Genomic DNA, 24,746 nt, shown 5'->3' on the forward strand with positions numbered 1-24,746 from the left:
TCTCCAATGCCGGTCAGCCGGCGGACTGGTTGGTGAGTTCTTCGACTGACCGTAGTTCGACGGGAACAGTACGGTCACGGGCGAGCAGGCCGACCATGACGGCTCCGAGCACGGAGATCGCGGCGATGGCCCACAGGCCGACGTGCATCGCCTCGGTGTACGCCTCGGCGGCTGTCCGGCGCAGCGACTCGGCCGGGCCGGTGCCTGCGGCCACCGCGCTTGCCATGTCGCCCTGCAGCATCTGGGCCGTGACAGCGCTTGCCTCACCGGCCCCCAGGGCCCCGGTGAGGTGGGATTGGGTGACGGCGGTCAGCAGCGAGCCCAGGATGGCGATCGACACCGACTCACCGCCGAGGCGCATCGTGTTGAACACCCCGGCCGCCATCCCCGCCCGCGCCGACTCGACCGAGGAAACCGCGGCGCCGTCGAGAATGGCCAGTGACACCCCGAACCCGGACCCGATGAGCAGCAGCGGGCCGGCGAGCTCACCGGAGGTCGAACCGGGGTGGATAACGGTCAGCCAGGCCGCGCCCGCCGCGACCAGCGCCATGATCACGACCAGCAGCACGACCTGGGGGACGCGGTGCGCGATCGAGCTGACCAGCACGGGCGCGACCAGTGTCGGTCCGGTGAGCAGCACCAGCAGCAAGCCGGCGGACTGGGCGCTCATCCCGTCGACGGCCATGAAGTACGCGGGTAACGACATGAGTAGTGCGACGAACCCGATGGCCAGCAGGACGGGCATCGCGCAGATCGCCAGGAACCGCGGTTCGGCGAACAACGAGACGTCGATCATTGGATGACCCTTGCGGCGCTCGATCACCACAAACACCACCAGCAGGACCACGAACGCGGCGAACGAGCCGACGACCAGCGGGCTGCCCCAGCCCAGTGACGGCCCCTCGACCAGGCTCAGCACGAATAGGGACAAACCGAGGGTGAAGGTAACCGCGCCCGCCCAGTCCGCACCGTCGGGATGGGCGTTCTTGGATTCGGTCAGCAACGGGACCAGGGCCAGCAGCGGCAGAAGCACCACGGCGGCGACCAGGAAGAACACCCGCCAGCCGCCGAGCGAGGTCACCAGCACCCCGGCGATCAGCGGGCCGAACGCCAGCCCGAGACCGATCGCGGTGCCGAAGACGCCGAACGCCTTGGTCCTGGCAGGACCCTCGAAGGCGTGGGCCAGCAGGGCGCTGCCACCGGTCGTGGCGCAGGCCGCGCCGATGCCCGCGATCACGCGCGCGGCGATCAGCACGAAGATCGAAGGAGCGAACGCCGCTACGAGCATCGCCGCGCAGAACAGCGCGAGGCCACCGGCGAACATGCGCCGGCGCCCGGTCAGGTCGGCCAGCGAGCCACTGATCGCCATGAAGCTGGCGAAGGTCAGGAAGAACGCGTTCACCACCCATTGGGCGGACGTGAGACTGGTGCCCAGGCCCGCGCTGACGTCGGGCAGGGCGACCGCGGCACCGGTCGCGGTGACCGGCACGAGCACGATCGCGGCGCACACCACGGCAAGCGTGAGGCCGGGCCGGGTGCGGCGCCGCGTGTCCGCTGCGGCGTTGACCACCATGAATGAACCTCTCCAGACCTCGTAGTGCCTTACATCCATCAGGTTTCTGATGTATAGAAGACATGGAAGCATCTACGGGCAGCCGCCGTCAAGCACAAGACTTCTGTTCTCAGTGAGAAAGCTGATAGTTTGTTCACCGGACACGGAACACCCCGCCCGAGCATGACGAGGAGGCCACATGGGCATCGAAGAACGGATCTCCAAGGGCCTGGAGTCACGGCTGGGCACCTTCCTGAAAAGTGCCGAGCAGGCTTTGATGGCCGAGAAGAACCGGGTACTGAGGCCGTTCGGCCTGTCCGTGCCGCAGTACGCGGTGCTACACGCGCTGTCCGTCGCCCCGCTCTCAGGCGCCCAGCTGGCGCGTGTCTGCTGCGTGACCCCGCAGAGCATGGCGTCACTGCTGTCCACGATGGAATCGAAGAAGCTGGTCGAGCGCAGCCCGTCGGACGTGCACGCCCAGGTCCTGGTGGCCAAGCTGACCCGGACCGGGCACGCGACCTTTCGCAAGGCCGACGCGGCCGCGCTTGCCGTGGAGGCCAGGCTTTCCGCCGCGTTCAGCCCTGACGAGGACAGGTCCTTGCGTGCACTGCTGCGGCACGCGGTCACCACATTGTCCACCGGCTGAGTCCGGCTGTCACCGCTTCGGCGACACAGCTTTCGCCGGCACAGCTTTGGTGACACTGAGGCATACGTTCGGGACATGACGGCCGCTTGGAGGCGGTGCCGCCCGTAGCGTCCGAACTGCTGTCCGGGGCGGACCGGACGGCACGGACGAGTCCCGTCGACGACGGCTGAGAGGTGCGCTTCAAATGGACGAGCAAGTGGTGATCGTGGGAGCGGGGCCGGTGGGCACCCTGCTGGCGTGTGAGCTGCTCCAGCAGGGCATCGCGGTGCGGCTCATCGACGCCTCACGGGAACATTCGGCCCATTCCCGGGCCACGATCATCTGGCCGCGACTGCTGGAGCTGTTGCGGCACAACGACCTCACCGACCGGCTGGCCGACAATGGCCATCCGATCGACGGGGTCACCTATTTGTCACAAGGGCGCCCGCTGGGCACGGCGTGGATGAACCGGCTGCGGGACACGCCATACCCGTTCGCCGTGGCGATCAGCCAGCACGAGACCGAGCGGATCATCGAGGACCGCCTCGGTGAGCTGGGCGGGAAGATCGAACGTGGGGTGCGGCTGAGCGACCTACGGAACGCGACGGGGCCCCGCCCGGTCGCCGTGCTGCAGGGGCCGGACGGCACCACCGAGGAGGTAGAGACGAGCTGGCTCGTCGGCGCGGATGGGGCGCACAGTTCCGTGCGCAAGCTGGTCGGGTCCTCGTTCGAAGGTGCGCAATTCGACGTGAGCTTCGCCATCACCGACGCGGAGATCGTCGGCGACGCGCCGCAGAACGTGGTGAGCTATTGCTACGCACCGCAAGGCAGTCTGGCTCTGGGCCCGCTGGGTTCGGGTGTCTGCCGGGTCGCGGTCAGCGTGCCGCATCCGGAGGACGACACCCCGCCGTCACGGGAGTTCTTCCAGGCCATCGTCGACGAGCGCGGCCCCGGCCGGAACGTACTGGGTGAACTGCGGTTCAGCGCGACCTTCCGAGTGCACGCGCGGACAGCCTCCCGATTCCGGTCCGGCCATTGCCTGCTTGTCGGCGATGCCGCGCACATCATGAGCCCGGCCGCCGCCCAGGGCATGAACACCGGGCTGCAGGACGCGATCAACCTGGCGTGGCGACTCGGCGGCGTCCTCAATGGACGGCTTCCGGAGTCGGTGATCGACGGCTACGACACCGAACGCCGCGATGCCGCGCACGCGGTCGCCAAGATCACAGCGCTGCAGACGGAGTGGGGGCTGCTGCGCAAGGCGCCGCAGATCGCCGTGCGGGACGTGGCCCTGCGTGCCGCCTCCGCCGGTGGGCTGCTCCAGCGTGCGCTCGGCCCGCTGGTCGCCCAGACAGGGGTGCGTTACCCGTCCGCCGCCCGGAACGTGCTGCTCGACGCGTTCTCCGGAAAGCGGGTCCGGCCGGGCGAACGGCTGCCGGTACTACCGATGCCGGGCACCGCCGCGGCCGGGGAAGCGTCTGAGCCCGAAGTCCGGGTCGCGGGCCGTACATGGACAGCGATCAAGGCCGACGAGTTCACCGTCCTGTGCTGGCCGGGACGCAGGCTGCGGCCTGATTGGGAGGAGGTTATCCGTCGGGCGTGCCAGCTGGCCGGACCGGACGCGGTAGTCATCGAGGCACGGTATGCCGAAGGACCGTTGTCCGACGCGCTGGGCAACGACGCCATCCTTGCCGTGGTGCGCCCAGACGGCTATCTGCACGCCACCATGAGCACCTCCCACGTCGAAGCCCTCGGCGCGACGCTCACCGCCGCCCGGTCCGGCCATAGCCCGGCCTGGAAGCGCCGCGGGAAGTCTCGCGCCTGAGCCACCGTGGCAGGTGGACGAAAGGCCCCTTCGTCACCGGACGAAGGGGCCTTTGTCAAAAGACCGGTTAGGACGCGGCGCTCAACGAGGGCATCCTGCCCGCAGTACGCCAGCCATCCTCGTCGAGCAGGATGCCGCGTTGGAGCTCGCGAAGTCCCGTCGACGGCCGGACGCCCAGTTCGAGGTCGAGCGCCACACGCAGCTCCTGGAAGGCTTTCAGCGCGTCCGCACGCCGATCCGCGCGGCGCAGCGCCTCCATCAAGCAGGCGTGGAACCACTCGTTGAGCGGGTCGCGGACGATCAGGTCACGCAGTTCCGGGATGAGTTCCCGATGCCGCCCGGACGCCATCTCGGCTTCGATGCGGACTTCCAGCAGCTGCGTGTGCAGTTCGCCGAGGCGCCGCACGTGACCGCCGAGGAGCCGCCCCGTCCGCACGTTCGCCAGCGGGGCCCCACGCCACAACCCGAGTCCCTTTCGGGCAGCCGACAGGGCATTCCCCAACCGGCCGGCATTGCACAGCTGCCTGCCTTCGGCCGCCAGCACGGCGAACCGGACCGCATCGACCTGATAAGGCTCGACAGCAAGGACGTAGCCCGACGCTTCAGTTCGCACGAGCTCACCGCCGGGAACGCCGTGGTATTCGCTCAGCAGCCGCCGCAGGTGGTAGACGTGCGTCCGCACGGTGCCGACCGCCCGGGCCGGCGGGTTCTCGCCCCACAGCTCCTCGACGAGCGCGGTGGTCTCCACCGGCAAGGCCGGCCGCAGCGCGAGCATGGCGAGAATCTTCGTGATCTTGGGACCGCGGGGCGAGTGCGCACCTTCGCGCGACCGAATGGTCAACGGACCCAGAAGGTCAAACCGGATTTCGACTGCCATGATGCCGCTCCTCGTGGACTAGAACCCCCAGCGGGCGCCGAACCGGATTCTTCAACGGTTCGGCAGGTCTTCGAATAGAAGCACGCGACCTTGGTGCGATCGCGGATAGATGGCCCGCAAGGTGCACACGACTACTCCGAAGGAAGTATGTGCGCCAAGTCACGCTGAAGGCGCTGAAGCTACTCCATCCGACGCGGTAAGCTGCGGCAAGGGGACTAGAGAACTGAACAAATTCCCTCATTGTGCGACTGGGATCGCACCGAGGGAGTCACCGCATTGGCGCGGTCGCCGGATTTTCCGCAGGGTCGGCCAACGCGCGAAAATCTAACCGGGGCAGATGCTGATTCAGCATCAGTCCAGAATCCATTTTTCTCTTGGAACAGTCCACGAGAACAGGGGATTCTTTACCGGATGTAATGGGTGGGGAGGATTACCGCTTTGCATTTACTGCATATCGGCAAACAACTGGCATTGGCGATCCCGGAAGTCATCGAACGGCTGCGGAGAACGCTGGTGGCCGCTGCCAATCCACTCGGCACCGATCCCGAGCTCTGGGCGGAGTCACGAGCACACGCCACTCTGCTGCTCGAAGCCTGCGCCCGCGCGCTTGAACTACCGCTCGAACGCGTCACCGACCAGAGCCTGGAAGAGGAATTGCGCGCGTCGCCGGTCGCCGGTGGATTGTGGGTCTGCTGCCGCGGCCGGATCGTCGACGCGCTCAGCGCCATGGAGGCATTGGAACGGCACACTTTCGGCAAGGTCGTCGAGTTCTCCGCGGCTGTTCCGGTCGGCGCCCGGGCCGATGTGATCGTCGCGGCGGCCAAGGTGGTCGACCGCATCGGAGCGCTGCACGCGAAGACCGCCGCGCAGAGCTACGACGCCTACCTGCTCCAGCAGATCGAACAGGCCAATTCCGAGGACCGGGGCAAGCTCGCCCGCGACATCCACGACCACCTGGGCAACTGGCTCGTGCTGGCGTTCCGGAACCTTGAGTTGTACCGGACGAAGACGACCGAAGAGAGCCCTGCGGTCCGGTCGCATCTGGACGCGATCCACGCATCCCTCGAGCAGGCCAGCGGCTACACCCGGGGACTGGTTTCCGGCCTCCGTGCGGAAGCGCCGTTGACCAGTCTCGTCGAGGCGGTCGTCGACTGTGCCGACGCACTGAACTTCGGTGACACCACCGTGCGAGTCTCAGTGCACGGTGATGAGACCTGGTTGCCCGACCGGCATCGGGGGGAGGTCTTCCTGATCGTGCGGGAGTTTCTACGCAACTCGTTCGCCCACGCCGCCCCCGGCACGGTCGGGGTGCGGATCCTGATCAGGCCCGGCAGTGCCGAGGTGGAGGCTTTCGACGACGGTTCCGGTTTCGCTTTCGGCGAGCATCACCAGTCTCCGGGCACAGGCGGGGCCGGGCTGTCAGTCATGCGGGAACGGACCGAACAGCTCGGCGGGCAGTTCTCACTGTGCACCGAACCCGGCAAGGGCACCCGGATCCAGCTGTGGGTCCCGCTGCCCCAACGCGAACAGGCCACGACGATGGGACTCACCGTGGCCTTGCCGATCCAAGACTACATGGTGTGACAAGGGGATTCGACCGATGGACGACATTCGTATTCTGATCGTGGACGACCACACACTCTTGCGCACCGCGCTGGCCAGCCTGCTCACCAGCGAGGACGGCTTCCACGTGGTCGGGGGTGCGGGCAGCGCGGGCGAGGCGGTACGGCAGGCGGCCGAGCACCAGCCGCACGTAGTGCTGCTCGACATCGAAATGCCCGGGAACGACCACCCGCCGAGCACCGTGCGAGCCCTGCAGAACGCGGCTCCCGGAGTGAACATCCTCGTCCTCACCATGCACGACGGGGCCGCGCTCGTGCAATCCCTGCTGCCGCTGGGGATCAGCGGGTTCCTGCACAAGACGGTGCCGCACCAGGCGCTCTCTGCCGCGGTCCACGGGGCCCGTGACCCAGGTGGCCTGGTGACGGTCTCGTTGTCGGCGAACAAGCTGCTCAGCCCCGACCCGAGCGACTCCGGCCCGCTGTCGCCCCGCGAAGCCGAGGTCGTCAAACTCGCGTCCCACGGGCTGAGCAACTACCAGATCGCGCGGCGGCTCAGCATCGTCGAGGGCACGGTGAAACGGCATATGCGCAGCATCTTCGACAAACTCGAAGCCCGTTCACGGGTGGAGGCGTCGAACAAGGCCGTCGAGCTGGGACTGATCTCGCCGCCGGTGCCGAGGCCCCGGCGGCGGCGGGAGGCCGCGTCGGCCCAGTTGCCCCTGTCAGCTCAGATGCCCATCCCGATGCCTCCACCCACCGGCAGGACGGCGCCAGTGATGTAACCGGCGGACTCGCCGGCGAGGAACCGCACCGCCGCGGCCACCTCGTCGGCCGTGCCCGGCCTGCCGAGCGGGGTCATCTTCATCGTGTCGCGCATCCGGCGCTCGCTGAGGTCCTTGGTCATGTCGGTGTCGATGATGCCGGGGGCTACGACGTTGACCGTGATCTGCCGCGAGCCGAGTTCCCAAGCCAGGGAACGGGCGAAGCCGAGCAGCGCCGTCTTCGTCGCGGCGTAGTTGGTCTGTCCTGGCGAACCAAGGAAGCCCAGCGCCGAGGACATCAGCACGATACGGCCGCGGCGGGCCGCGAGCATGCCCCCCGCGGCGGCACGCACGGTGCGGAACACTCCGCGCAAGTTGGTGTCCAGCACTTCATCGAAAGCCTTGTCGTCCATACGCAGCAACAAGGTGTCACGGGTGATACCGGCGTTGGCGACGAGCACCTCCACCGGTCCTTGTTCGCGGTCGATGGTCGCGAAGGCCGAGTCCACCGAGCTCTGGTCGGTGACTTCGCAGGGCACGCCGAACAGCTCCGCAGGCGGTTCGCCGGTCCGGTAGCCGACGGCGACGCGGTCGCCGTCGGCGGCCATCGCCCTGGCCACGGCCAGGCCGATTCCGCGGGTGGCGCCGGTGACGAAAACAGAACGCGACATGGGTTCCTCCTACGATCGATGACTTGGGTTGGTTCCGTGACGAGGCGCTTGGACCACCAGGCAGGACCAGGTGAACCCGGCGCCCGCGCTGAACACGAGTGCCGCCTCACCGGGTTCCAGGACCCGCGTGCGGATCAGGTCTGCCAGCCCCGCGGCGGCATCCCCGGCGCCCAGATGGCCGGTGGTCCGGCCCAGGTCGACGAGTTCGGCGGTGAGCTGCGCCCCGAGCACCGGGATCCAAGACTCGGCGAGGGTCTTCCGGCCGAACCGTGGCAGAAACGCGTACCGCAAGCACGGGTCGTCCTGCGCCAGGCAGGCGTCCCGTAGCGCGTTCGCGACCACGGTGCGAATGCTGTGCTCGTTGATGTTCCGGAACTGCTCGCTGCCGTGTTCGTGCAGGTAGGCACGTTTCGTGGCCCGCATATCGACCCGCTCGCGGTGCGTGCGCGCGGCGGCGCCGAACGGGTCGGCACCGCGGTGCATGGCTTCGAGCCCCGGTGCCGCCACAGTCGCGATCGACCGCAACAGCAGCGCGTCGCCGGGGCCGGCCGGGGCGCTGAGCACCACCGCCGTCCCGGCGTCGCCGTACGCGACGCCGTAGTCACTGGCCCACCGGTCGAACCCGGGCTCGGCGAACCGGTCCGCCGTGCTCACCAGCCCCCACCGCGTGGATCCAGTACCCGCCGGAGCGGACAGCCGCGCGGCGATCAGTTCCAGCGCGGCCGCTCCCCCGTTGCAGACCTGCTGCACGCCCACCGGGAATGCGTCCAACGCTCCCAGTTCACGGGCGATGTAGTGCGCGGGAGACCAAAGGTCGTGACCTTGGTAGTACATCCACGCGTGCGCGACGACGCTCAGCTCGGCCGCGTCGAGTTCGGCTTCCTTCAACGCGCTTCGCGCCGCGCATACCGCCATGTCCGGTGGTGCGTCGACGCCCGCGACCGGAACCGACCGATGTCCTAGGTCCTCGGCCTGCCGCCCGCGCAAGCGTCCTTCCAGGACAGCCGATTCCGCCGTTTCCACCTGGTGCGGCAGCCAGAGCGTCGCCGAGGTGATGCCCACCGGATCGACTGTTCTCACTTCGCTGCCCCTTTCGCCGAATTCCTTGCCGTGCTCGAACATCATCGACCAGTGGGATCAAAACCGGATCAAAACCGGATGAAAGCACTGGTGTCACTTTGGGAGTGCTTGCCGAAACGGGCCGGCTGGTATTTGATTCGATGGTGCGGATAAAGGGGATGGCGCTCTCTGCGGCTTCGCCTGCAACACCGCGCACGAAGACCTTTCCGACGCTCTCTCGTTCAACAAAGGAGAAAACAATGAGTGAGACCACAATTTCCGAAGAACTGCGCGAGAATGTCCGCTCTATCGTCGCCGACGTGCTCGAAGTCGAGCCGGCCGAGCTGACCGACAACGGCAGCTTCGGTGAGGACTACGACGCCGATTCCCTGTTAATCATCGAGATGTTCGCCCGGTTCGAACGCAACCTCGGGATCAAGATCCCGCAGGGCGACCTGGTCGAGCTGGACAATCTTCCCGCTGCTTACGCGCTGGTCGCGCAGCACAGCGCGCAGGAGCAGGTCAGTGCCTGAACGGGCCGCACGCCGGGTGGTCGTCACCGGGCTGGGGGCAGTGAGCAGCCTCGGCCTCGGTGTCGAGGCGCTCGTCGCCGCTGTGCGCGCGGGGCGCAGCGGAATCGGCCCGGTGGAACAGTTCGACGCCAACGGATTCGATCATACGCTGGCCGGGGAGGTACGGGACTTCGTCGCGGACGACCACCTGCTGCGCACCGATCCGGCCCGGTGGGGCCGCTCCGGCCAGTTCGCCGCAGCCGCCGCCAGGATGGCGGTGGCGGATGCCGGGGCCGACCCACGCGCGCTGAGCGCCGGACGCACCGCGAGCTGTTTCGGGACCACCAACGGCGAGTCGCAGGTGATGGAGCGCCTGGCGGCCGAACTCGTCGCCCACGGCCCCGGTGCCGTCCGCCCTGAGCTGGCGGACCAGGCGGACGCCGGACGCATCGCCACCGCGGTCGCCGCCGAACTCGACCTCGGCGGCGAAGCACTCACGTTCGGCACCGCATGCGCCGCCGCAAACTACGCCATCGGCTACGCGTTTGATCTCCTCCGCAACGGACGAACGGACGCCGCGCTGTGTGGTGGGGCGGACGCCTCGAACCGCGCCACACACGCAGGGTTCCACCGGCTCGGCGCGCTCGCCCAGGATGTCCCACGGCCATTCGACGAGGAACGCGACGGGATCGTCACCGCCGAAGGCGGCGTGGCCCTGCTGCTGGAAACGCTAGAAGCCGCTCTCGCACGCGGCGCCCGCATCTACGCGGAGATCCTCGGCTATGGCGTGACCTGCGACGCGAGCCACATGACCAACCCCGACACCGCGTCCATCGCCGAATGCATCCGCCTCGCCCAGCGCGACGCGGGAATCAAGCCCGAAGAGGTGGACTATATCTGTGCCCACGGCACGGGAACACGCGCCAACGACTCGACAGAGGTGGCCGCGGTACGAGCGGTGTTCGGCGACACCCCGCCGCCGATCAGCTCGATCAAGTCGATGCTGGGACACACGATGGGCGCGGCCAGCGGTTTCGGCGCACTCGTCTCGTGTGCCGCCGTGCACGAGGGTTTCCTACCGCCGAACGCGACGCTGCGCACAGTAGACCCGCAGTTCGGTCCCGGCGTGGACGCAGTCGGGAGCGTGGCAAGGAAGGCGGAAGTGCGGATCGCGCAGAACCACGGATTCGCTTTCGGCGGCAACAACGCCATCACCCTGTTCGGCAAAGTGACCAACTGATGACCGCCACTTTCGCAGGTTCCCCGCATTCGGTCGCCGATATGTCCATAGTGGACATCGTGAGTTGTGGCGTATTCAGCGCAGCGGGCCGGGGCCTGGCTCCGCTAGCCGAGGCTCTGGTGTGCGGGACAACCGCCCTGCCCGCCGATGCCGTCGAACCCGACTGGCCGCCGGTCGAGGTACGTCCGCTGGGCGGCTTCGACCCCGGCGCGCTGCTCGGCCGCAAAGGACTCAGCAGGCTGACCCGGACCGACCAGCTCGCCATGGCCGTCTGTGCCGACGCGCTCGTCGGGCCGGGCCCGACCGACACAAAACCGGCTTACACGGACCCCGCGCACACCGGGATCGTGCTGGGCACCGCGACGGGCAGCACCGCGGCGATAGTGGACTTCTTCCGCGACACCCTCGAACAGGCACGCCCGTACATGGTCAACCCCGCGCACTTCCCCGGCACACTGATGAACTCGGCCGCTGGGAAGACCGCGATCAGGCAGGGACTGACCGGGCTGAACGCGACCGTCTCCGGCGGCGCGATGGCCTCGATGAACGCGCTACGGTACGCGCGTTCGATGCTCATTGAGGGCCGCGCTCGACGGCTGGTCGCGGGTGGTGTGGAGGAACTGTCCCTGTTGGCGGCGTGGGCCTGGCACCGCGGGCTCGGGCTTGCGACCCGCAGCGCGCTCGCCGAGGGGGGCGCGATGTTCGCCCTTGATGCCCCTGGGGGCAAAGGTCCTGTCCTGGGCAGGTTGCTGGCCGGAGAAAGCAGCTTCAGCGACCCGGCCAAGGGGCTGCCCGTCGTGTCCACCCAGCTCGCCGCATGCGTCCGGACGGCACTGGAACACAGCGGTCTGGCACCCGGAGACGTGTCGGTGATCGTCCCCGGCGCCGGTGGACGGCGAGGCTGGGCGGCGGTCGAGGAGCGTGCGCTGCGGGCGGTCTTCACCGGTGCGGCCGTCCCCCGCCTGCACACACACCATGTGCTCGGCGAAACGTACTCAGCCGGTACGGCGCTGAACCTCGCAGCGCTGCTGGCCGGCTGGCGGCAGCCCGCCGCGGAAAGTCGTGCGGACGAGCGGCATGTCGCCGTGCTGACTTCAGTCGGCTTCGACGGGTCGGTCGGCTGCCTCGTCGTAGCGCATCCCGATTTCACCTGATCCTGGAGGAACATATGGAAACCACGCTCGTCCCGACGCCGTCCGCCCTGTCCTACGAACAGACCGTGCCGCGCGGGCTGGTACATCGGTGGTCGCTCTCGGAGGTATTCCTGACCGACTACCATGACACGGACAGCGCGGGATTCGCCTGCGCCGCCCAGCTTCCCTTGTCTCACGCCTACTTCCGCGACCAGCCGGACCTGCATGAGTGGCAAGACACTCTCAACGTGCTGGAGGCAGGGCGGCAGGCGGTGACCTATGCGGCGCACATCAACCAGGGCGTCCCGCGCGACACCACGTTCATGGTCACCGCGTGGTCGCTCGACTTCACCGACGCGGCGGCACTGGCCTGCGGCGAACGTCCCGGTGAGCTCCGCGTCGACGGCGCCGTGACCGACCGCCGGGAGCGTGGCGGTCACGTCCGTCTGCTGGCGTTCTCGATGGGCCTCGTCCTGGACGACAAGCCGCTGGGAACGCTCACCATGGACGTCGGCTGCACCCCGACCGAGCAGTACCACCTGCTGCGCCGGATGCAGCGCGGGACCGAGGTGCCCAGCGCGTTCACCCAGTCGGCCGAGCCATTCGGCGAGCCGGTGCTCCCCGCCGACGTCGGCCGCGTGAACCCCGCCAACACCGTGCTCGACGGCGTGCGGTCCACCGTGGACGTGCTCACCGCGACATTGAGCCCACGCACGTTCGCGAACCGCAGCATGTACGACCACCCGTACGACCACGTACCCGCGATGGTGCTCAGCGAAGCCGCGCGGCAGTGCGCGCTCTTGCTCTCGGTCGAGGGTTCGCACCCGCACCGGGTGCTACGACTGGACGGGAAGTTCCTCAAGTTCGCCGAGCTCGACAGCCCGGTGACGCTGACCGCAAGGGCGACCGGCGAAACCAGCGCCTACCGGATGACGGCCGAACAGGCCGGGGCCGAGGTCGCCGAGGTCGACGTCCTCCTCGGTTGAGTAGACGCCGCCCCCTATCCGTCAGCACTGTTCCGGCCAGGAGGCCAGCATGTCTTCAGCGACTAGGACGTCGATGGCCTTTTTCGACGTCGACGAGACGCTCATCTCGATCAAAAGCATGGTCGACTTCTACGACTACTTTCTCAAGGCGGCGGGCCACAGCCCCGAAGAACAGCGGCAACTGCACGAAGCGGCGCGGGATCTGCTGCGTCCCGGCCTACCCAGGGAACAGCAGAACCGCCTTTTTTACCGCAGGTTCGCCGGCCGCAAGGTCGCCGAGGTCGCCGCCGCCGGACAGCACTGGTTCGAGGAACGGCTCAAGGGAGGAAAGTTGTTCCATACCGATGTCCTCGACGCGCTGCACGCACACCGGGCGGCGGGGACGACCGTGGTGCTGGTCTCAGGCTCCTTCTCCGCCTGCCTCGACCCGGTCAGCGCCCACTGCGAGGCAGACCTGGCCGTCTGCACCGAGCTTGGGGAGCGGGATGGGATCTACACCGGCGAGGTGACCCGAGCAATGATCGGCGATGCGAAGGTCATCCTCGCCTGCGAGCTGATCGCCGAAGCCGGGACAACGGCGGCCGGCTGCCACGCATACGGCGACCACGCCTCCGACCTCGGCCTCCTGCGGCTGGCCGGCCACCCGGTGGTGGTCGGCACCGATCCCGGGATGCTGACCGTGGCACGGGCGTCCGGCTGGGCACTGCTGCCCGGGACACCGGGCTGACATGGCGATCAACCGGGAGTTCATCGGCCGCACCTATCCCCCGACCAGGCCTTACGAGGTGGGCAGAGAGAAGATACGCGACTTCGCCGCGGCGCTCGGCGAAACCGGCTCCGACGGCATCATCGCGCCGCTGACATTTCCCGTCGTGCTGTCGATGCGCGCCGAACAGCAGGTGCACCTCGACCCGGAACTCGGGCTCGACTTCAGCCGCGTGGTGCACCGGGAACAGGAGTTCATCCCGACGCGCTCGATCCGCGCGGGAGACCGGCTCACCGTGGTCGTCACCGTCCTGGACGTGGCCGACGCCGGGGGCAACGACGCCGTCACCACCCGTGCGGACATCCGCACGGTGGAAGGAGAGCACGTATGCACAGCAGTGTCGACCATGGTCGCAATGGCGCCCGGGTGAGCGCACCCGGCTATACGGACGTTGAGCCCGGCCTGCGGCTGCCGGACCGCGAGTTCGCCGTGGGGCGGCGGGACCTGGTGCGATACGCCGGTGCGTCCGGGGACCTCAACCCCATCCACTGGAACGAGCGCGCCGCAAATGAGGCGGGCCTGCCCGGCGTCATCGCCCACGGCATGCTCACCATGGGCCTGGCCGCCCGGACGGTGACCGAGTGGACGGGCGGGCCCGACGCAATCGCCGGGTACCGCGTCCGCTTCCGCCGTCCCGTCCAGGTCCCGGACAGCGGACAGACCTTGGTGGTCGTGTCAGGAGTGGTCACGGAGAAGCTCGAAGGGCGCCGCGTCACAGTGGAACTGACTGTCCGGTGTGGACCGACAAAGGTGCTGACCGCGGCCAAGGTCGTCGTCCAGATGCCCTAGTAGTGTGTCGCTGCTTAGTTGTGGTGCCTGTGGCTGGGGGGCTGTTGTCCGGCAGGTTACTTTCCTGCCGGACAAGGACTGTTGCTATGGCCTCACTGTTGAAACGGCCGGTCACGTTGTCGGCGTGGGATCGTGAAGAGTTGATCCGGCTGAGCACCACGGGTGTGCGTTCGGCATCGGCGATCAGGCGGGCGCGGGTGCTGCTCGCACTCGACACCTCGGCGGGCGAGCCTGATCCGAGAGACGTGATCGCGGCCCGGCTCGGAGTCTCGGGCGAGACGCTGCGACTGGTCGCCAGGCGGTTCGCCGAGACCGGCGGCGATGTCCTTGCCACGATCTCGCGCAGAAAACGTGACCTTCCGCCGGTGCCGTCCCCGGTGACCGGCGAGGTCGAGGCCCGGCTGATCGCCCTGGCGTGCTCACAGCCACCGGCCGGGCATGCCCGGTGGTCCCTGCGGTTACTGGAAAAACACGTCGAACTCACCGAGGACATCCCGAACCTCGACCACTCCACCATCGGCCGGGTCCTAAAAAAACGGAACTGCGCCCTCACCTGAGGAAATGCTGGAACATCCCACCACGGGCGAACGCGGAGTTCGCCGCCCGCAGAGAAGACGTCCTCTCCGTCTACGCCAGGCCGCACAATCCCGCCCGCCCGGTCGTATGCAGGGACGAGAAAGCATTCCAGCTACGCCCGCGACCCGCTCCCCGCCCGGCCAGGCCGAGACGCCTGCCAGGACAGCGAATACGTCCGGTGCGGCACCTGCTCGAACTTCGTGTGGACAGAACCCCTGCAAGGATGGCGCCATGTCCACGCCCTGGCCCAACGAACCAAGATCGACTGGGCCGGGCCGGTCAAACAACTACTGACCGTCGACTACCCCGACACCGAGACCGTGGTGCTGGTCATGGACAACCTCGGGCACCCACAGCATCGCCTCGCTCTACGAAGCCTTCAAACCCGCCGAGGCCTTCACTCCCGCCCAGCGCCTAGAGATCCACCACACCCCCAAACACGGGTCCCGGCTCACCATCGCCGAAATCGAACTCTCCGCGCTATCGCGGCAATGCCTCGACCGCCGCATCGGCGACCTCGACACCCTCAACACCGAACTCGCCGCCTGGCAACACGCCATCAACACAGAACAACGCCAAGTCCGCTGACAGTTCACCATCGACGACGCACGCGTCAAACTCCACCACCTATACCCCAAAAGTTAGCCGCGACAATCTACTAGCCGGGGTCCTGACTTGGACAAAGGGGCACCACCCAGCGCGGTGTTGAACACCGTGGACGTTGACCGGCACTCCGCTGGAGGGGTAGACCCTGGAGGACGCCGTCGCCGACCTCGGGATCATGCTGCACGAGCGGTGGTCGATCTCATGGAGGTAGCTGCCCAAGTTAGCCGCCGGAGAGCAGGTCGGCGGGCAGCCAGTACAGGCCGAGCCGTCCCCGGCCGGTAACCGGCTCGTCGAACAGCAGGGGATCGGCCAGCACCCGGTGGTAGGGGTCCCGGGATACGCGTCAAACTTGCCAAGCGAGCAGGTAGTACCTGGTCAGGTGTTTGTGCGAACGGTGCGGTCACGTTGGCCGCTGTGCTTCAGATGAGGGGGTGTCCGTCTCGTTGCGAGCGGCCGAGCAAGCCGCCCGCGATCCTGCGGAGCCGGCCGCCCGGTTCCGGTTGTTGCGGCGTCGACTGGAATGCCCGGTACCGCTGTTTGGTGACGCACACGATGACGGCGTGCATGAATTTCTCGCGGTCGGGCACTTGCACTGCCCAGCGTTCGTCGGTACGCGTATTCCAGAGCACGCCCGTTTGGTGTCCGCTCATCACGAGGTAGAGCGCCAGCTGCAGGAACATGGCGCGGTCGAGTTCGGAGACGAACTTCAGCTCGTAGACCTGGCCCTCGTGCACGGCGTCGGCAACACCGACGAACGTGATCGGTGTCGCCGCCGGTGCTGCGACAGCTGTTCCGGATAAGTCCATCGGCACCTGCGCTGCGCAGTCGCGGGGAAGCTGTGTCGCTAGCCGTCTGGTCAGCGCGTCGCGCACCTCGCCGCTGACTTTCCGGGTGACCTGTTCTGCGTAGCGCATCTGGTCTGTGTCGACGGCGGTCAGCAGCAGCGAGTTGTCCCAGGGGTCTTCGGTCAGCTTGCCGCTGAGCTGCTTCGCGATCGGTTTGGGGTTGAGGATCACTTCGAGGGAGGGGTTGTACCTGTCGAAGAACACCGCTTCCTGGTATTGCCCCACCACGGGGGAGAGGTCGATCAGCCCGTCGACGCGGTCGATGGTGATCTCCTCGCCCGCGCCGTCGTCGAGGCGTCGCCTGTCGAGCAGGTCGACACAGGCCTGGAGGTTCTCCGCGTAAGTGAAGTCGAAGCAGTCCGACGCCAGCAACGGCTTGTCATACATCGGCAGGTCCTCGGTCAGGAGCTGCGTGAATCGCTGTATGGGGATGAAGCCGATGCTGTTGGGTTGCCGGTGAGCATGTTGTGACCGCACGAAGAGGACGTCGTGCTTTCCCCGGGAGGCCGCGACCAGGAACACGTTACGCAGGACGGTTGTGTCGACGTTCGGGAAGCCGCAGCGCATGTTCCACATGGCCTCGTCGTAGTCGAACACCACGCTCGCCGGGCGTTCCAGGCCTTTGCTGGAGTCAAACGTCGTGAACACCGCGGTGTCGTCGTTGTAGGTCACCGAGGTGTCGCCATCCCGGATGGAGGCGTAGACGGTGTCCTTGTTGAAGATCTCGCCATGATCGCGTTCCAGGTGATTCAACGCCTCGGCCATCTGTCCGTTGCGTCTGCCCAGACACAGCAGGTCACCGGGCTTCTTCGCTCTCATGAAGTCGAGTGCCTCGTGGTAGGAGACGTACCGGATCGTCTGGTCGGGGTTGACGCCCACCACCGGCTTGTTCCATGCCTCGCTGAGCAGCGCGCCGAGTTCCCGGCCGGCCCGGAAGGACTGCGTGAACGGCATCAGTTCAGCCTGCCGGGTGATTTCCCGGGCGAAGCGTTGCACGTCCAAGGTCGTGTTCGAGTGCACTTTCTGAGCCAGGTCGCCGACCAGCACGGTCTGCATGGACGGGTTCAGCGACTTGATGTTGCGCAGCAGCTGCGCGTATTCCTCGTTGATGTCCTGGTACTCATCGACCACGAGCAGGTCAAACCTGGGGAACCATGCCGAGAGCTGGTGAACGCCGCGTTGAACCGTCGGAGGGATTCATCAAGACCGCACTTGATGCCCGCCCTGATCAGCGAGGGGTACACGATGCCGTGGTAGTTCTGGACTTTCGCGTGTTTCACCCGGCGTTGCGCGTCGGCTTTCAACAGCTTGCTGTAGGTCAGGTACAGCACCTTCCGGTCCCGGCCCACTTCGGTGCACAACGCCTGGATCGCCGTGGTCTTGCCCGATCCCACCGTCGCATCGACGATCACATCCTGCCCCGCCCGCACCGCATCGATCATCCGCCGCTGTTCGCCACTCAACGGCACCGGCGACACCGTGGTGTTACGGCCATGACTCCCGCGCCGGCCCGATGTTCGGTTCGGATTCGTGGCGGCGGCAAAGTCCGGGCAGGCCGCCAGTTGTCTCCGCAGCACCGCCTCGCCATCAGCCCGCAACGCCGGCCGTAGTTGCGGTGGCAGCAGCACCTGGCACCGTGCCTGCAGCGCACGAGGCGTGCGCTGCAACGTTCCCGCCAGCACGTCCAGCGCCACACCGCGCCGGAGCCCGTCCAGCAGTATCGCGGTGTCCTCCGCCGACCAGGCCGCGCCCGCGCGGCGCGGTGCGGACCCTTCGCCCTCGCTCCGGCTCTCAGTAGTCACCTCGTCACGCTATCGACAACCAGTGACACATGTGCCGGTTTCGTGAATAACGGGTACGCCGGGCTCTGAGGTTCCCGGGGGATCGTGAGTCCCGACTTCTCCACCGGAGCGCCGGCGACGTTGTCGGGGTCGGATCCGCCGAGCGCGCTGCAGCTGCTGGTCAGGGCCAGCGCGACCGCCAGGACTGAGCCGAAAGTCGTGCGTTTCGCGGTGAGCATGCGTGCTGCTCCTTCGTGGATGGGGTGGGAGCCGGGATGGGTCAGGCGCGCAAGATCGCGATGATCGGCACCTCGCCGGGCACGACGGTGTTCAGGGTGAGCGGGTGGAAGCCGGCCAGCACAGACCGAGATCCGCGTGACCGTCCTCCAGAGTGGCTATCTGGGGGGGTGTGCATGAGCACCGGGCGCCACGGTGGATCGGGCAGTCGGCGCCGCGACGATGCCGACAACAGCAACGGAAGCATCAATTGACCGAGTTTCGGGGTGTGCGCGACCACGAGATCCGAGGCTGCCCAGCGCGCGTTCTCGTGGGCCCGCGCCAGGCTCGTGAAGGGCTCCCGTATGTCGCCGAGCAACCGCAGTCCGGGCACAGTGAGGCTCACCCGCCGGCTCGAGCGGTCGAACGGTGTCCCCCGACCCGGCCGAGCGCCGCGATCGCTTCACTCACACTGGCCGGGTGTAGGTGCGACCGGTCCGCGGTGCGGCCTAGTGCAGTTCATCGGCGACAGCGAGAAAACACTCCAGCGGCCTCAGGTTCATCCTCACCATCGCCGCTCTCCTCGTACATGTCAGGCCGACTCGTGCCCGGGATCAGCTGAGGCGGGCCAGCCGGGGAAACAGCCGGGCGCAGTTGCCGGTGGTGAGCGCGCGCCAGGTGGTGCCCGCCGGCTGGGGTGCCGCGTCGATGTCGGCCAGTTGCGCGTCGACCGCGGCAGGCGGGGTCCAGCAGTAGTCACTGCCGTACAGCAGCCGTTCGGTGCCGAACGCGCGATCGAGGGCCGGGATCTGGTGTGGGAAGGGAGTTCCCGCCATGTCGAACCACAGCCGGGAGACCTGCTCCGGCAGCGGTGGGACATCGGGCTCCGCGGGTCCGAACATGCCGCGAAACAGCTCCATGCGCTCGGCCAGCAGGGGCAGCACCCCGCCACCGTGGGTGAAGATCCACGGGATGGCGGGGTATCGCTGTAGCACTCCGGCGAAGGCCAGATCGCTCACGGCGCGGGCGGAGTCGAACAGGAACTCCAGCATCGGCCGTGGCCGGCCGGATGCGATGGTTTCGGCGTGCGGTGGCGACGTCGGGTGGACGAATACCGGGGTTCGGCGCCGGTCCAGCTCTGCCCATAGGGGGGCGTAGCGGGGATCGCCCAGATACGCGCCCGCGGTGTTGGTCTCGACGGTCACGCCGTCACAACCGAGGTCATCGACGGCGTGAGCCAGCTCGCCGAGTGCACCATCCACATCGGGCAACGGGAGTGACGCGAAGTGGCCGAAGCGATCCGGGTATGCCCGGCAGATCTCAGAGCCGGTGTCGTTGACGTGCCGGGCGAGTCGGCGGGCCGCCTCGTCATCGCCGAAGTGTGTGCCGGGTGAGGAGATCGACAACAGCGAGGTGGCGACGCCCCAGTGGTCCATCAGTGTCAGGTGCCGTTCGGCGTCCCAGGTGGGCCAGCCGGGCATGCCGTCTGGTGACTGGTGGCCGGCGGCGTGGGCGGCGGCGACGTACTCCGGGGTGAGGAAATGCGCATGCACGTCCACCAGGGCGGTCGTGGTCATCGATGCGCCACGTCGACCTCGGCGCCGGCGGCCCAGATCCGCCGGATCGTGGTCGTGGCTTTGATGTCCAGGGACGGGTCGCCGTCGACGAGCACCAAGTCCGCGCGCAACCCCGGCCGCACGCTGCCGCGGTCGGGGAGGCCGAAGTGGTGGGCGGGCAGCACCGTCGCCGCACGCAGCGCATCACATTCGGTGAGCCCGGCCTCGACGAGCAGGGCTAGTTCGTGATGCAGGCTCGATCCGTGAATGACGGGGTTGGGCAGCGGCGCCGGTCCGGAGAACGCGTCGGTGCCGGCGAGGATTGGCACGCCCGCTGCGTGCAGTGCAGCGACGCTGTCGCGGCTGTAGGCGTAGTCCTGACCTTCGGGCCGCACCCCGGTGATCACCGCCTCCATCATGGCCAGGGTAGGGACAGCGATCTGGCCTTGTTCGACCATCTGGGCCACGGTGTCGGCGTCGAGGACACCGTCGCGCGGGACGTGGGTGACGACGTCGGCGCCGGCCCGGACCGCGCGGCGGTAGGCGTCGAGTGACGAGGCGTGCGCGACGGTGAGCTTTCCGCGGGCTTTGCCTTCGGCCACGACGGCGTCGATCGTGGGCTGATCGAGCAGGTCGCCTTCGATAACGACCTTGATGTAGTCCGACCCCTCGGCCACCCGGCGGGCGACGAACGGCGCGGCCTGCCCGGGCGCGGTGAGGATCGCCTCCGCCGGCATGCCGGGCATGCGGGCGTGGTTGCCGTCCGGGCCGATGGCCGGCACGCCCGCGCTACGGATGTCGGGAACCCGGCCACGGAAGGAGTCCACGCGTTCCTTCGGCCAGCACGCCATGTCCAGGGCCGTGGTGACGCCGTGCTCGGCGAGCTTGCGCAGGTCTTCTGGGAAGATCAGGTGGACGTGGGCGTCGATCAGGCCCGGCAGGACGGTGGCGCCACCGCCGTCGACGACCTGCCCGCCCGCGGGTTCGTTGCCGATCACGGTCCCGTCGATGGTCACGGTGGTGGGTTCGGTCAGTCCGGTGCCGTCGAAGACGCGGACGTTGGTCAGAATTGTCTTGGTAGTCATGAGCCCTTCTTGGGTGGCCAGCTGTGGAAGCAGTCGGGAAAGTCGTCCGCGACGGGGGCTGTCGCGGTTCCCGAGAACGTAGGTGTGCAACGGGTCGGACGCCCGGAAGCCGGTCAGCGCGTCCGGGTGGATGTCGATGTGCCCCGAGGTGAGGTCGCCGACCGGCGGGCCGAGCCGGTGTCAGGCGACGGTTGCGGACTTGGCGTTTCCGCGGGTCCGTCGAGTCATGGCGGGTCCGTCGCCGGTACCGGTCACGGTGCCGGCTCCGCGGCACTGTCCCCGAGAAGCGCGAGGCTGGTGTCCATCAGAATCTGCCGGGTGCGGTTGACGTGCGCCTCGAAGCGGGCCGCCGCCTCGTCGGCGTCATGAGCAAGTGCCGCGTCGACCAGGCCCTGGTGCTCGCCGGCCACGTCGCGGTGGTCCTCCAGGGTGCCGGGGCCGGACCAGGCACGGTAGAGCTCGGCGGCATCGGACAGGCGCGTGCAGATGTCCAGCAGCACCGCGTTGCCGCACGCCTGGATCAGCGTGTGGTGGAACTCCAGATGCGCCCGCGCCCATTCCTCGTTGCGGCGCTTGGGTGCCCCGGGTAGGAACATCGGCTTGCCGGCGAGCCGGTGGTGCGCGGCCAGTACTTCGGATTCCCACGTCACGCCGCCGCGCCGTACCGACAACCGCAGCGCGGCCCCCTCGTTGACCACGCGGGCCTCGGTGAGGTCGGTCAACGCCTGCAGCGACAGCGGCATGACCCGAAATCCGCGGTTGCGGTCGATCTGGACCAGGTCCTTGGCCGCCAGCAGCCCGAGGGCTTCACGCACGACGCTGAGGCTGACGGCGAACCGATCACCGAGCCCCGCGGGCTTGAGTCGCTCCCCCGGAGCCAGGTCTGCGTTGAGGATCTCCGACCGCAGCCGGGAGTACACCAGCACGGCCAGGCTCTCGCCACCCGCTCTCTTCGCCATAGTTCACACTCTAACACACTCTAAGGACAATAATCGATTCTTATGTTGACAGTCGCCTCTGCCTAGCAGAGTATGAGGGGACCGACGGTGGTGGGCTCCGACGACGAGCCACCCTCGCCACCGGGCCACCGTCTGCTCATCGACCGAAGGGTTCCTCGATGCGGATCGCCAATCTCGCTGGACGGCTTGTCCTCGTCACTGAGGTCGGCGCCGTCGATGTCGAGCGCGCCAGCAACCAGCGCTTCTCCGCCGATCCCGACGCGGTGTATGCCCGTTGGGAGGAGTTCATCGGCTGGGCCCGCGAAGCGGGGCACGAGAACGCCACGTCCTTCGACGACGCCGATCTGCGAGCCCCCGCGCCGAGCCCGGCGCAGGTGTTCGGGATCGGCCTGAACTACCGCGATCACGCGGCTGAAGCCGGGCTCGATCTGCCGGACTCGCCCACGGTGTTCACCAAGTTTCCCAGTTGCCTGACCGGCCCGTCCGGTCAGATCGCGCTCACCAGTCCTACCGTGGACTGGGAGGTCGAGCTCGTCGCCGTGATCGGCCGGCCCGCTCGCCGGGTGCCTGCCGAGCGCGGCTGGGACCACGTCGCCGGGGTGACCATCGGGCAGGACCTCTCCGACCGGACGCTGCAGCTGACCGGGCCGGCCCCGCAGTTCAGCCTCGGCAAGTCCGCCCCCGGGTTCGGTCCCACCGGACCGTGGCTGGTCACCCCCGACGAGTTCGCCGACCCGGACAATCTGGAGCTGAGCTGCGCGGTCAACGGCGAGTCCGTGCAGAAGAGCCGGACCGGCGAACTGATCTTCTCCGTCCCGGAGCTCGTCGCGCGGCTCTCGGCGATCCTGCCGCTGCTACCCGGCGACCTGATCTTCACCGGCACCCCCGCCGGTGTCGGCATGACCCGCACCCCACAGCGGTTCCTCGCCGCGGGCGACGAACTGGTCAGTACCGTCGAAGGCATCGGCACGATGCGCCACCGGTTCGTGGAGCCGTCATGACCACTGTGGACGGACACCGGTTCCGCGCGGTGATGGCCGCGGTCTGTGCCCCGGTCACCGTCGTCACCACCACCGGCGCCGACGGCGGCCCGCGCGGCGCGACGGTCAGCTCATTCACCTCATTGTCGCTGGATCCACCGCTGGTCAGTGTCGCCTTCGACCGGCGCTCGGCGTTGCTCGCCGAGATCCAGGTGGCAGGCCGGTTCGGCGTGAACCTGCTCGGGCACGGCCAGGACGATCTCGCTGTCCGGTTCGCCACCCGCGGGGCCGACCGGTTCGGCGGCGAGACGGCGTGGTTCACCGACGACGGGCTGCCCCGGCTGCGCGACGCCGCGGGCTGGGTGGCCTGTGACCTGGAACGGACCATCGAGGCCGGTGATCACCTGCTGCTGTTCGGCCTGGTCACCGATCTGGGCCGTGCCGACCTGCCGCCGCTGGTCTATGCCCATCGCACGTTCGGCACCCACTCCCGCTTCGCTGAGCGGCCCCGCCCGCTCATCACCGACCAGATCGCGGCCTGCGCCCGCTGACCCGCTTGGAAAGGACAACGCCGTCATGACCCTCGCCACCGAACAACCCACGCCCACCATCGAGCAGATCCTCACCCGGATCGCCGACATCCAGCCGCTGCTCGAACAGAACGCCGCCCAGGGAGAAACCGACCGCCGGGTGGCCGAGGAGAGCATCGCCGCCCTGACCGAGATCGGCGCGTTCAAAATCGCCCAGCCCCGCCGCTACGGCGGGTACGGGCTGCCGGTCCGCGCGATGCTCGACGTTTCCGCCGCGGTCGCCGAAGCCGATGGCGGCACCGCCTGGGTCGTCGCCTTGAGCAACGTCTGCGCCTGGCTGGCCGGTCTGTTCAGCCGCCAGGCCCAGGACGACGTCTGGGGTGCGAACCCGGACGCGAAGGTCTCCGGTGTCTTGTCCACGACCGCCGAGACGAGCAAAGTGGACGGTGGCTACCGGGTGACCGGCCGCTGGTACTACAACTCCGGCTCGTGGCACGCGGACTGGGCGAGCCTCGGCATCCCGCTGACCAACGAGGACGGCGAGGTCGTCGACCAGGGCATGGCCCTGCTCCCCCGCACCGACCTCGGCTTCGAGGACACGTGGTTTGTCGCGGGGATGCGCTCGTCGGGCTCCAACTGCCTGATCGCCGACGACGTGTTCGTGCCCGAGCACCGTGTGATGTCGGTGCCGCCGGCCATCACCGGCACGTACGCCAACGGCGAGCCCGAGGAGGACCTCTTCCGCGCCGCGCTCGTCCCCGTGCTCACGCTGGTGCTGGCCGGACCGCAGCTCGGCCTGGGCAGCAAGGCGCTGAAGTTGGTCACCGAGAAAGCCTCCCGCAAGGCGATCTCCTACACCAGCTACACCACGCAAGCCGACTCCGTCGCGTTCCAGCTGCAGCTGGCCGAAGCGGCGATGCGGATCGACACCGCCCGCCTGCACGCCTACCGGGCTGCCGACGACATCGACACCGCCGCCGCCGCACACACCTACCCGGACCTGACGCTACGGGCGCGGACGCGCGCCGACACCGGCTGGGCCGTGGAGAACATCACCCGAGCCATCGACATCCTGCTCTCGGCGCACGGCGCGGGCAGCTTCGCCGACGTCAACCCGCTGCAGCGGATCTGGCGCGACTCCGCCGTCGCCGCCCGGCACGCGATCGTGCTGCCCGCGGTCAACTACGAGGTCTACGGCAAGGCCCTGCTCGGGCGCGAGGACCAGATCACCCCGCTCATCTGACCCGGAGGACC

At 68.1% G+C, this 24,746-nt stretch carries 26 protein-coding genes; 15 read left to right on the forward strand and 11 right to left on the reverse strand.

Going from position 1 to position 24,746, the window contains the following annotated elements; translation table 11 throughout:
- Positions 1–13: 13 nt before the first annotated feature.
- A complete protein-coding gene (locus tag QMK34_RS19035; RefSeq protein ID WP_326415436.1) occupies positions 14–1,573 on the reverse strand; it encodes an MFS transporter in 1,560 nt (519 codons plus the stop codon).
- A gap of 178 nt (positions 1,574–1,751) precedes the next feature.
- Here QMK34_RS19035 and QMK34_RS19040 point away from each other — a divergent pair, with 178 nt between their 5' ends.
- Together QMK34_RS19040 and QMK34_RS19045 are read left to right on the forward strand one after the other, a co-directional pair.
- A complete protein-coding gene (locus tag QMK34_RS19040; RefSeq protein WP_326415437.1) occupies positions 1,752–2,198 on the forward strand; it encodes a MarR family winged helix-turn-helix transcriptional regulator in 447 nt (148 codons plus the stop codon).
- A gap of 184 nt (positions 2,199–2,382) precedes the next feature.
- Positions 2,383–4,002 (forward strand): FAD-dependent monooxygenase, encoded by a 1,620-nt coding sequence (locus QMK34_RS19045; RefSeq protein WP_326415438.1) that lies wholly within the window; start codon positions 2,383–2,385, stop codon positions 4,000–4,002.
- A 67-nt stretch (positions 4,003–4,069) separates the two neighbouring features.
- Here the strand turns inward: QMK34_RS19045 and QMK34_RS19050 are convergent, their stop codons facing one another.
- Positions 4,070–4,879, reverse strand: coding sequence for an AfsR/SARP family transcriptional regulator (locus tag QMK34_RS19050; RefSeq protein WP_326415439.1), 810 nt, complete (start codon positions 4,877–4,879; stop codon positions 4,070–4,072).
- A gap of 438 nt (positions 4,880–5,317) precedes the next feature.
- On the opposite strand from QMK34_RS19050, the gene QMK34_RS19055 reads away from it, so the two are divergent.
- Both QMK34_RS19055 and QMK34_RS19060 read left to right on the forward strand, forming a co-directional pair.
- Complete coding sequence (locus tag QMK34_RS19055) at positions 5,318–6,463, forward strand: sensor histidine kinase (protein ID WP_326415440.1); 1,146 nt, start codon at positions 5,318–5,320, stop codon at positions 6,461–6,463.
- A 16-nt stretch (positions 6,464–6,479) separates the two neighbouring features.
- Positions 6,480–7,223, forward strand: coding sequence for a response regulator transcription factor (locus QMK34_RS19060; RefSeq protein WP_326415441.1), 744 nt, complete (start codon positions 6,480–6,482; stop codon positions 7,221–7,223).
- On the opposite strand, the gene fabG is transcribed toward QMK34_RS19060, so the two are convergent.
- Both fabG and QMK34_RS19070 read right to left on the reverse strand, forming a co-directional pair.
- Positions 7,169–7,873, reverse strand: a complete 705-nt coding sequence (gene fabG / locus QMK34_RS19065) for a 3-oxoacyl-ACP reductase FabG (RefSeq protein WP_326415442.1) — start codon at positions 7,871–7,873, stop codon at positions 7,169–7,171. The two genes, QMK34_RS19060 and fabG, sit on opposite strands and share 55 nt — an antisense overlap.
- 9 nt (positions 7,874–7,882) lie before the next feature.
- Positions 7,883–8,953: a ketoacyl-ACP synthase III family protein gene (locus QMK34_RS19070; RefSeq protein WP_326415443.1), complete on the reverse strand. Its 1,071-nt coding sequence runs from the start codon at positions 8,951–8,953 to the stop codon at positions 7,883–7,885.
- Positions 8,954–9,192: 239 nt separating this feature from the next.
- Here QMK34_RS19070 and QMK34_RS19075 point away from each other — a divergent pair, with 239 nt between their 5' ends.
- From QMK34_RS19075 to QMK34_RS19110, 8 genes are all read left to right on the forward strand, one after another.
- Positions 9,193–9,465 carry an acyl carrier protein gene (locus tag QMK34_RS19075; RefSeq protein ID WP_326415444.1) on the forward strand — a complete coding sequence of 91 codons (273 nt, stop codon included), beginning with the start codon at positions 9,193–9,195 and terminating at the stop codon, positions 9,463–9,465.
- Positions 9,458–10,684: a beta-ketoacyl-[acyl-carrier-protein] synthase family protein gene (locus tag QMK34_RS19080; RefSeq protein ID WP_326415445.1), complete on the forward strand. Its 1,227-nt coding sequence runs from the start codon at positions 9,458–9,460 to the stop codon at positions 10,682–10,684. Before QMK34_RS19075 ends, QMK34_RS19080 begins: the two co-directional genes overlap by 8 nt.
- Positions 10,684–11,838, forward strand: a complete 1,155-nt coding sequence (locus QMK34_RS19085) for a beta-ketoacyl synthase N-terminal-like domain-containing protein (protein WP_326415446.1) — start codon at positions 10,684–10,686, stop codon at positions 11,836–11,838. Before QMK34_RS19080 ends, QMK34_RS19085 begins: the two co-directional genes overlap by 1 nt.
- Before the next feature lie 14 nt (positions 11,839–11,852).
- Positions 11,853–12,803 (forward strand): AfsA-related hotdog domain-containing protein, encoded by a 951-nt coding sequence (locus QMK34_RS19090; RefSeq protein WP_326415447.1) that lies wholly within the window; start codon positions 11,853–11,855, stop codon positions 12,801–12,803.
- A 49-nt stretch (positions 12,804–12,852) separates the two neighbouring features.
- Complete coding sequence (locus tag QMK34_RS19095; RefSeq protein ID WP_326415448.1) at positions 12,853–13,530, forward strand: HAD family hydrolase; 678 nt, start codon at positions 12,853–12,855, stop codon at positions 13,528–13,530.
- Position 13,531: 1 nt separating this feature from the next.
- Positions 13,532–13,939 carry an FAS1-like dehydratase domain-containing protein gene (locus QMK34_RS19100; protein WP_326415449.1) on the forward strand — a complete coding sequence of 136 codons (408 nt, stop codon included), beginning with the start codon at positions 13,532–13,534 and terminating at the stop codon, positions 13,937–13,939.
- Positions 13,897–14,358, forward strand: coding sequence for a MaoC/PaaZ C-terminal domain-containing protein (locus QMK34_RS19105; protein WP_326415450.1), 462 nt, complete (start codon positions 13,897–13,899; stop codon positions 14,356–14,358). Before QMK34_RS19100 ends, QMK34_RS19105 begins: the two co-directional genes overlap by 43 nt.
- A gap of 86 nt (positions 14,359–14,444) precedes the next feature.
- Positions 14,445–14,915, forward strand: a complete 471-nt coding sequence (locus QMK34_RS19110) for a helix-turn-helix domain-containing protein (protein ID WP_326415451.1) — start codon at positions 14,445–14,447, stop codon at positions 14,913–14,915.
- Between the two features lie 499 nt (positions 14,916–15,414).
- On the opposite strand, the gene QMK34_RS19115 is transcribed toward QMK34_RS19110, so the two are convergent.
- From QMK34_RS19115 to QMK34_RS19145, 7 genes are all read right to left on the reverse strand, one after another.
- Complete coding sequence (locus QMK34_RS19115) at positions 15,415–15,558, reverse strand: hypothetical protein (protein WP_326415452.1); 144 nt, start codon at positions 15,556–15,558, stop codon at positions 15,415–15,417.
- Between the two features lie 401 nt (positions 15,559–15,959).
- Positions 15,960–17,432, reverse strand: coding sequence for a helicase (locus QMK34_RS19120; protein WP_326415453.1), 1,473 nt, complete (start codon positions 17,430–17,432; stop codon positions 15,960–15,962).
- A 17-nt stretch (positions 17,433–17,449) separates the two neighbouring features.
- Entirely contained in the window at positions 17,450–18,079 is a 630-nt protein-coding gene (locus QMK34_RS19125) for a DEAD/DEAH box helicase family protein (RefSeq protein ID WP_326415454.1), read from the reverse strand.
- Positions 18,080–18,446: 367 nt separating this feature from the next.
- Positions 18,447–18,776: a hypothetical protein gene (locus QMK34_RS19130; protein WP_326415455.1), complete on the reverse strand. Its 330-nt coding sequence runs from the start codon at positions 18,774–18,776 to the stop codon at positions 18,447–18,449.
- Between the two features lie 220 nt (positions 18,777–18,996).
- Entirely contained in the window at positions 18,997–19,959 is a 963-nt protein-coding gene (locus tag QMK34_RS19135; RefSeq protein WP_326415456.1) for an amidohydrolase family protein, read from the reverse strand.
- Entirely contained in the window at positions 19,956–21,023 is a 1,068-nt protein-coding gene (locus tag QMK34_RS19140; RefSeq protein ID WP_326415457.1) for an amidohydrolase family protein, read from the reverse strand. Before QMK34_RS19140 ends, QMK34_RS19135 begins: the two co-directional genes overlap by 4 nt.
- Before the next feature lie 251 nt (positions 21,024–21,274).
- Positions 21,275–21,982, reverse strand: a complete 708-nt coding sequence (locus tag QMK34_RS19145; protein WP_326415458.1) for a GntR family transcriptional regulator — start codon at positions 21,980–21,982, stop codon at positions 21,275–21,277.
- Positions 21,983–22,140: 158 nt separating this feature from the next.
- Between QMK34_RS19145 and QMK34_RS19150 the strand changes: the two genes are divergently transcribed.
- The 3 genes from QMK34_RS19150 to QMK34_RS19160 are packed head-to-tail and all read left to right on the forward strand — an operon-like array spanning position 22,141 to position 24,735.
- Entirely contained in the window at positions 22,141–22,983 is an 843-nt protein-coding gene (locus QMK34_RS19150) for a fumarylacetoacetate hydrolase family protein (protein WP_326415459.1), read from the forward strand.
- Positions 22,980–23,513, forward strand: a complete 534-nt coding sequence (locus QMK34_RS19155) for a flavin reductase family protein (RefSeq protein WP_326415460.1) — start codon at positions 22,980–22,982, stop codon at positions 23,511–23,513. Before QMK34_RS19150 ends, QMK34_RS19155 begins: the two co-directional genes overlap by 4 nt.
- Positions 23,514–23,538: 25 nt before the next feature.
- On the forward strand, positions 23,539–24,735 hold the full coding sequence (locus QMK34_RS19160) for an acyl-CoA dehydrogenase family protein (protein WP_326415461.1): 1,197 nt from the start codon (positions 23,539–23,541) through the stop codon (positions 24,733–24,735).
- Positions 24,736–24,746: the final 11 nt, after the last annotated feature.

The sequence above is a fragment of the Amycolatopsis sp. H20-H5 genome (assembly GCF_035828755.1).
Taxonomy (GTDB): domain Bacteria; phylum Actinomycetota; class Actinomycetes; order Mycobacteriales; family Pseudonocardiaceae; genus Amycolatopsis.

Coding starts and splice junctions, on each gene's coding strand:
- QMK34_RS19105 (WP_326415450.1), top strand. CDS start 13,897: ATGCACAGCAGTGTCGACCATGGTCGCAATGGCGCCCGGGTGAGCGCA.
- QMK34_RS19110 (WP_326415451.1), top strand. CDS start 14,445: ATGGCCTCACTGTTGAAACGGCCGGTCACGTTGTCGGCGTGGGATCGT.
- QMK34_RS19140 (WP_326415457.1), bottom strand. CDS start 21,023: ATGACTACCAAGACAATTCTGACCAACGTCCGCGTCTTCGACGGCACC.
- QMK34_RS19150 (WP_326415459.1), top strand. CDS start 22,141: ATGCGGATCGCCAATCTCGCTGGACGGCTTGTCCTCGTCACTGAGGTC.
- QMK34_RS19075 (WP_326415444.1), top strand. CDS start 9,193: ATGAGTGAGACCACAATTTCCGAAGAACTGCGCGAGAATGTCCGCTCT.
- QMK34_RS19085 (WP_326415446.1), top strand. CDS start 10,684: ATGACCGCCACTTTCGCAGGTTCCCCGCATTCGGTCGCCGATATGTCC.
- QMK34_RS19095 (WP_326415448.1), top strand. CDS start 12,853: ATGTCTTCAGCGACTAGGACGTCGATGGCCTTTTTCGACGTCGACGAG.
- QMK34_RS19090 (WP_326415447.1), top strand. CDS start 11,853: ATGGAAACCACGCTCGTCCCGACGCCGTCCGCCCTGTCCTACGAACAG.
- QMK34_RS19035 (WP_326415436.1), bottom strand. CDS start 1,573: ATGGTGGTCAACGCCGCAGCGGACACGCGGCGCCGCACCCGGCCCGGC.
- QMK34_RS19160 (WP_326415461.1), top strand. CDS start 23,539: ATGACCCTCGCCACCGAACAACCCACGCCCACCATCGAGCAGATCCTC.
- QMK34_RS19100 (WP_326415449.1), top strand. CDS start 13,532: ATGGCGATCAACCGGGAGTTCATCGGCCGCACCTATCCCCCGACCAGG.
- QMK34_RS19040 (WP_326415437.1), top strand. CDS start 1,752: ATGGGCATCGAAGAACGGATCTCCAAGGGCCTGGAGTCACGGCTGGGC.
- QMK34_RS19135 (WP_326415456.1), bottom strand. CDS start 19,959: ATGACCACGACCGCCCTGGTGGACGTGCATGCGCATTTCCTCACCCCG.
- fabG (WP_326415442.1), bottom strand. CDS start 7,873: ATGTCGCGTTCTGTTTTCGTCACCGGCGCCACCCGCGGAATCGGCCTG.
- QMK34_RS19145 (WP_326415458.1), bottom strand. CDS start 21,982: ATGGCGAAGAGAGCGGGTGGCGAGAGCCTGGCCGTGCTGGTGTACTCC.
- QMK34_RS19155 (WP_326415460.1), top strand. CDS start 22,980: ATGACCACTGTGGACGGACACCGGTTCCGCGCGGTGATGGCCGCGGTC.
- QMK34_RS19050 (WP_326415439.1), bottom strand. CDS start 4,879: ATGGCAGTCGAAATCCGGTTTGACCTTCTGGGTCCGTTGACCATTCGG.
- QMK34_RS19045 (WP_326415438.1), top strand. CDS start 2,383: ATGGACGAGCAAGTGGTGATCGTGGGAGCGGGGCCGGTGGGCACCCTG.
- QMK34_RS19060 (WP_326415441.1), top strand. CDS start 6,480: ATGGACGACATTCGTATTCTGATCGTGGACGACCACACACTCTTGCGC.